This is a genomic window from Chloroflexota bacterium (genome assembly GCA_009840355.1).
In the GTDB taxonomy this organism is placed as follows: domain Bacteria; phylum Chloroflexota; class Dehalococcoidia; order Lucifugimonadales; family JADFKI01; genus Bin90.
The window spans coordinates 1-6,146 of record VXNZ01000048.1 but is presented as its reverse complement, the minus strand read 5'-3'; the positions used below and the strand labels follow the sequence as shown (position 1 = coordinate 6,146).

Sequence of the window (6,146 nt, the reverse complement as noted above, 5' to 3'; positions counted from 1 at the left end):
ATGGGACCCTGCTGTGGGAGTACGACACCGGAGCGCTCATCCATTCTGCCCCGGCGGCGGCAGGCCGCTCCGTTTATATCGGCAACGATGCAGGGGAGGTCCACGTCATCGACCGGGCCACCGGCGAGCCGGTCCGGATCATCCCGGCCGGTGCCCCGGTCAGCGGCCGGCTCGTCGTAACGGAGCACGGCCTCTATGTCACGTCGGAGGAAACAGGCACGCTCATTGCCCTGCGCTAACGGTCTCCCGCTCATGGTGAGCCTATCGAACCACCCCGCGAAGGCGGGGATCCAGAGGCCTTCCATCCGCCGCTCATGGTGAGCCTGTCGAACCATCCTGCGCAGGCCCGCGCTTTACCGCGCAACCTCGCAGCCCATGTCATTTCGAGCGGAGCGCAGCGGAGTCGAAATATCTCTCAGGGCTACCCGGTGACCGCCGTTGTCCTCCTCGCACCTCCTCTGTGGACTCACGGGGCAGGCGTAACTCGCACACCCCTTTCGTTCCCAGTGAGACATTCTGAGACATTGTGGAACATCCCCACTCCTGTAGTCTGGGAGTGCCAAAGTGAGCCTAAGTGAGCCACGCCACTTCTGAAACGCGCCTGGCGCGCCCCGACCCCGGAGCCGGGACAGGCCCTCAACGATGGCGCGCCATCACCGACCAGCGTACGCGGTCAGGGCGCGACCGCGAAAGGAGCGCGTGTCACACGGTGGGGGGAGGTAAGCAGGTTAGGACAGGCCTAGCTAAGGATCGTTCCACCAGCTCAGTCCATATTTGGTAGAGGTGGCTGATCCTACCCGGCGTACGCGTCGGTTGGGGCGTTGGTCCTCCAAATCGAGCGCGACTATGATGCTTTGTGACTTCGCTCGCCATCCGACAGAGCGTGCCTTCATGGTTATCTGCTGGGGAGTGAGCCAAGCAGTTTCTGCTTCAAGGATTTGGTAAACGAGATCTACACTATCCCTCGCTGCAAGGAGACCCCATTCGGCCAAACCAAATGTGCCTGGGCCAACTCTGCGGAACACCGCCGGCTCATGGTTGCTAAGGATGCCATGAACCGCACGCTCGGTCGTCCAATCTCCAGCAGATAGCCGCTTGTTGACGTGTTGTGTTATATCGGTGAAGTGCGTAGGACTCCCAATTTGCCGCAGACTAGCGACGACAAAATGCCATCTAGGTGAATCGACTAACCAGACATACCCTTCCACTTCAATTGTTGCCATGTCAGTGGCGAGTGCATGAGATACAGCCGAAACTTCTATCCTATTGTTCGTTAGCTGTTCCTCTAGGCGGCGGCGTTCGATCGGTCCGGTTCGACGTAGATGCTCATGGATGCGTTTGGTGATCGCTAGCAGTTGGACTGCATCATCATTGGAGCCATACACGATCCATCGATTGCTGGCCGTCTTGGGTAACTCAATCAATAGGGGTGACACCCAGAGCATAAACGCTATGGCCATGTCTGGACTGTAACGTAAAGATTGCCTCTCCACATCGAGCAAGGCTAGTACGTCTTCTTTCCCGAGGGCACCACTGTGTCTAACTACTTCCTCCCGTACCAGTGAAGTAAGTATGCCGTAGGATTCGACCGAATCGATGCGCCGTTGAATTCGGCGAAGAGCTTTAGCTTGGATCTGTCTCACACGCTCACGGGTAATCCCTAAATCCCTACCGATAGCCTCAAGCGTCTCGACTTCTCCCGAGACAAGCCCGAAACGCCGCGTCAAAATCTCATGGTTCTGGGATGAGAATCCTCCACGCCATGGGCCTAAGGCCAGTACTGCATCTAAAGTTGACTGCCAATCCACCGAGGGCGTGGACAACATTTCTAGCTCATCGTGAGCGGTCGATTCGGAATGGCCTATTGCCAACTTAGCCTCCATCACTCACACGTGACTGCCTAGGCGGATTCAACAGGCTGGCGTCTTCATCCTAGGTCTGCTTCAGCCGACCTCGGTCAATGACTCTCCCAACGATGCCTGCGACTTCATCCGCGAATGTCTGGACAAGTTCAGCGTCAAGGCTACGGAGCTGGTTCAGGGTCTCGTGGTCGATGGAGCGGTTGACTTCAGGAACCCAAAGGTCGGATGTCTGAGCTTGGCGAATGCGCTCCTCGGCTAGAGACAGTGAGTCCGCTAGCTCCTTGCGGGCGAAGCGATACTCCTCGCCTGCCGAACGAGGAATGATTCCCCAAAACATGCAGGCTTCTCGGAACACAATCTCCTCACCCCTTTGGTACTTCATCCACGCTCGACTGCGGAGTAGGCGTGCCAACACAGCCTCACGGGCGCGTTCTATCCTCACTCGTTGACCATCTTCAGTCGACTGACTGTCTCCAAGCAAGGTTAGCGCACGGGAGGCGCCCTGTGTGGACAGCCGATAGGTCTTGCTTCGCGTCTGAAGCAACCATTTGTGTTTCTTCACTATAGAATTCTGACCCATGATGTATCGATAAATGACGTTAGAATCAGGGTATGAGTTCTCGTAACCCTGAAGCCCGAAATCCTCAGGATACTCTTTCCAACAAGCGACTACAAGATCTTCTGCGCTGAACGACTCTTCCGGCCATCGTCTAAAGGCAGTGACCAGTACTTTTTCGTGTTTCGTTATCATCAGTGTCTCACAACACCAGCTGTTTAGTTGCTCCGAATTCTTGCGTGAAGCTGTCCAGAATCTGCATCCTTAGTTGAGAAACTTCTTCCAGCACCTCGTTGACAGGTCGGCTCTCGACGCCGCGGTCGGCGCCCTGCATGGCCGCTTCTATCGCTGCGTCAGCTATCCTCTCTCCGAGATACATGGCCCATTGCTCGGACACTTCACCGTGCTGGTCATACACGAGTCGTGCAAGAGGGCTGGCCAAGTTAATCCACCAGATGTTGTGCTCAATATCGACCTGTCGCTGAGTGACCAACCCACTATCCTTGTGGAATACGGGTGGTTCTTCGTCGTAGGGGGCCTTTTGCACTTCAGACAGGAGGTACCTCGGCCTGTTGGGGCCTCCTGGGCCTTCTGGCGCTGGTACTACCGTTACCACGCAGGTTGCTGCCGTCCCATCTCCCTCTTTGGCTGTTACGGTTGAAGTCCCTTCGCTGAGCCCAGAGATGACACCCGCAAGTCCCACTCGAAGAATGTCACTGGAATCCGTGGTCCAGTTTACGCGAATCCCTTCATGCCTTTCGCCTGCAGCAGTGATTCCCGTGGCCCAGACATGACGACGTCGGCCTATGGGGACGTCTATAGTTGCAGCACTGAGTTCGATGCGATCACAATCGATTACCCTAAGTTCTATGCGATTTGAGACGACTCCTGTAGACGATTCACACCATATCTCAGCTGTTCCTGGCTGGTATGTGTTGACCATGTCGGTAACGTTGCTATATGCGGCGACAGGTGGGTTACTCGAATGCCAAACGACGCTGACAGGCCTGACCTGAGTGACATCATCGAGTCCAAAGAAGGAGGTTGAGAACTCCAATGGAACTTTGGCTCCTGCAACCTTCTCGTCTATGGCTATCGCTATCCTGCCAACTGGCGCGAGAGGAAGAGGAGATCGAGTCCCTCCAGTTTTCTTGCCCCCACCTCCAAAACCTGGGTCATCGCCGACACCTGAGCTAATCTCGTCGACGATGCGGTTGATCCAGCGATTCAACTTCGCCATCTGCTGGGTGAGACGTTTTATCTTCTCTTCGTCTTTAGTAGCCTTGTCCTGCACCATCGATGCCTGTTGAATCTTATCGGCGTAGGCGAGAATCTGTTCTCCTACCCATTCTTCTAGTGCACGTACAAGTGGACTCTCCACAAGCGGACCACGTGTCTGTGACTCATAGGATTCTACCAACGCATCCAGCCGGCATTGCCCGTAGATGCGGTCCGTGAAAGGACCCTTACCAACAAGTTCCCTGACTGAGCGACTGCCTCGTATTCGCGAACCCTGTTTGAAGTCGATGGTGTGGCGTCCCTGCAAGGCCTTCATTCCGGGCATCTGCTTATCTGACGTACGGAGCTCTAGAGTGCCCTGCGCACCTCCAGCTGTTGTCGATACAGGAGACTGGCCAAAAGGATCGTTCAGGCTAGGTGGTATAGATACAGCTAGAGGTTCGGAGAATCCCTCGTAGGGCATGATTTCCTCTAAGGTAAGTGCGGCACCTCCATTTGACAGTTTCCCATTGGCTACGACAAATAGCTTAGTGGTCTCCAGCGGCGTCTTACATTGTGGGTGGCTGCGCAGAGCACTTAGGATCAAACTATCATGGATTTGGAATGATTGTTCGGAACGGGCACCACACACGAGAGTAACGCCGTCTGCCCTCTGAGCAGCGGCTTGGGCAGCCGCCGGGAGATCTGCAACCGAGAGACTCAATGCACTGAGCCATTCATTGAGAGTGGAAGGTAGGTCCGTGCACGGCCGATCCTTGACCTCACCAATGTCGTCCAGCACGAAGGCTAGGGCGGGACGACCGGGCTCTGCCAATCCGTACTCACTGCGGAAACCGTGCTTTATGGTTCGCCAGACCACGTCTCCCTTGAAGCCGCCGACGGCGAACAGCTTGCCCCCGTTACCGTGACCGCCGACGACATGAGTCCCAGATCCTGAGGCTTCTGGGTCACCGTACCGAGCGAGTTTGTCGATGAGGTCGTCAGAGGCCATACCTACAAAGTCCAGACAAGCCAACACAGGCGACCCATCTTTGTCTGCGGGCGCAAGTATAACCACGATAACACGGTCCGCGCTCAGTGCTCCGGCTCTGTCGTAAGCGTCGCTAGAGTTCTTTATCCACTCAGGCAGACCATTTCGCCAGCTAGCGAAGCTGCGGGCGTCCACGATGATTTGGTTAGGATCAACGTCAAAGTACTTGGTTGCACCGTATGTGAGCATACTGTTCCTTCCAGTAGTTCTAGGGACTTAGAATCTTATGGACCTGTACTTGTCGTTGTCAATTTGCATCGGCATGAACGAACCGACTCTTGGAGGCTGCCGCGTACAATTCTACCGGTTCAATAGTCACCCATTGGCGGCCAAGTGATTCTGCCGCGGCGCCAGTCACGTTGCTTCCCCCAAATGGGTCTATCACCAAGTCCCCCGGTTCCGTGAGGAACTCAATGAAGAACTTAGCTAGCCGAGATGGCATTCTCGCCGGATGGAGTGGGATGCCGTTGTCCCTACAGTATTGCTGGTAAGGGTCAGCTGCACTCGTGTTGGAGACAGTGATTACGTTTGAAGGGATAGCACCTCCGTTGTCTGTGAGGAAGGACTGCGCCCCGATAGAATGTTCCGAAGGACGCTTACCTGCATTGTACTGTTGGGTTCGCAAGAGCCCTTGCATTGCAGAACTATAAGGCGACAATACCCTACGGTTGTCTGCCTTGGGTCGTTCCGTTGGGGACATCCACCACACATTTGTGAAGGCATCCTTGAGGCGGGTTCGATCTACGTTGACCCATTGTGCTGGAGACGGAAGCCGCGCCGGATTGGCGCAAACAAACTGCTGGCACAGGAATAGGTCTCCTTCTTTGCGAAACCTTAAAAGCGCCTCTAGGGCCAGCGTTGACATTGTGGGACGACCCTGTTCCCAGGCGTTGCCAATCTCGATGACGATTGAGCCGTCCTCGCGTAGGTACCTCTTGAACTGGACAGCGAAGCTGGCAAGCCAATCAACGTAGGCTTCGCCCGTTAGGTTCCCGTATGCCTTCTTTCTGTTGAGTGGAAACGGGGGGGAGGTGAAGATCAGCTGGGCTGAGGAGAGATACTTCTCGAACCGGGAGCTCTTGAACGCCTGCTCGGCAGTCCCGATGAACATGGTCCCCAGATCTGTCGAGTAGGCACGCCGGAGTCTGCGCTGCCGTTCTAGTCGCAGTGGGGTGTGGGTTGACTGCACCAGGTTGACTTCCCCGATTAGCGTTGTGGGCTAGTATTACTGGGGTTAGGAGCCAGGGTCAAGCATCCCCCCACCTGTGACACGCGCCTCTTTCGCGGTCGCGCCCTGCCCGCGTACGCTGGTTGCATGACCGTCGCACCGGCAGCACCCATAGACAGCGTCTATAGCTCGCACCCTCACCCATCAACGAGGTCTATAGCTCCGGCCGCAAAACCCGTTTTCGTTGGCATCCTTGCATCCTTGGTCGCGGGAAGCAGGCCACGGCCTTGC

The 6,146-nt window shown here is 55.9% G+C and carries 5 protein-coding genes; 1 reads left to right on the top strand and 4 read right to left on the bottom strand.

All coding sequences use genetic code 11. The annotated features are described in order from the left end of the window. Nucleotides 1-239, top strand: a 239-nt coding sequence (locus tag F4X57_12680) for a PQQ-binding-like beta-propeller repeat protein (protein MYC08005.1), incomplete at its 5' end; no start/stop codon positions are given. Nucleotides 240-743: 504 nt separating this feature from the next. On the opposite strand, the gene F4X57_12675 is transcribed toward F4X57_12680, so the two are convergent. The 4 genes from F4X57_12675 to F4X57_12660 all read right to left on the bottom strand — a co-directional run bounded on the left by F4X57_12675 (nt 744) and on the right by F4X57_12660 (nt 5,798). Further along, entirely contained in the window at nt 744-1,883 is a 1,140-nt protein-coding gene (locus F4X57_12675) for a hypothetical protein (protein MYC08004.1), read from the bottom strand. 49 nt (nt 1,884-1,932) lie between these two features. Continuing rightward, a complete protein-coding gene (locus F4X57_12670) occupies nt 1,933-2,244 on the bottom strand; it encodes a hypothetical protein (GenBank protein MYC08003.1) in 312 nt (103 codons plus the stop codon). A 376-nt stretch (nt 2,245-2,620) separates the two neighbouring features. Next, nucleotides 2,621-4,876, bottom strand: coding sequence for a hypothetical protein (locus F4X57_12665; GenBank protein MYC08002.1), 2,256 nt, complete (start codon nt 4,874-4,876; stop codon nt 2,621-2,623). A gap of 58 nt (nt 4,877-4,934) precedes the next feature. Further along, entirely contained in the window at nt 4,935-5,798 is an 864-nt protein-coding gene (locus F4X57_12660; protein MYC08001.1) for a site-specific DNA-methyltransferase, read from the bottom strand. Between the last annotated feature and the right edge of the window lie 348 nt (nt 5,799-6,146).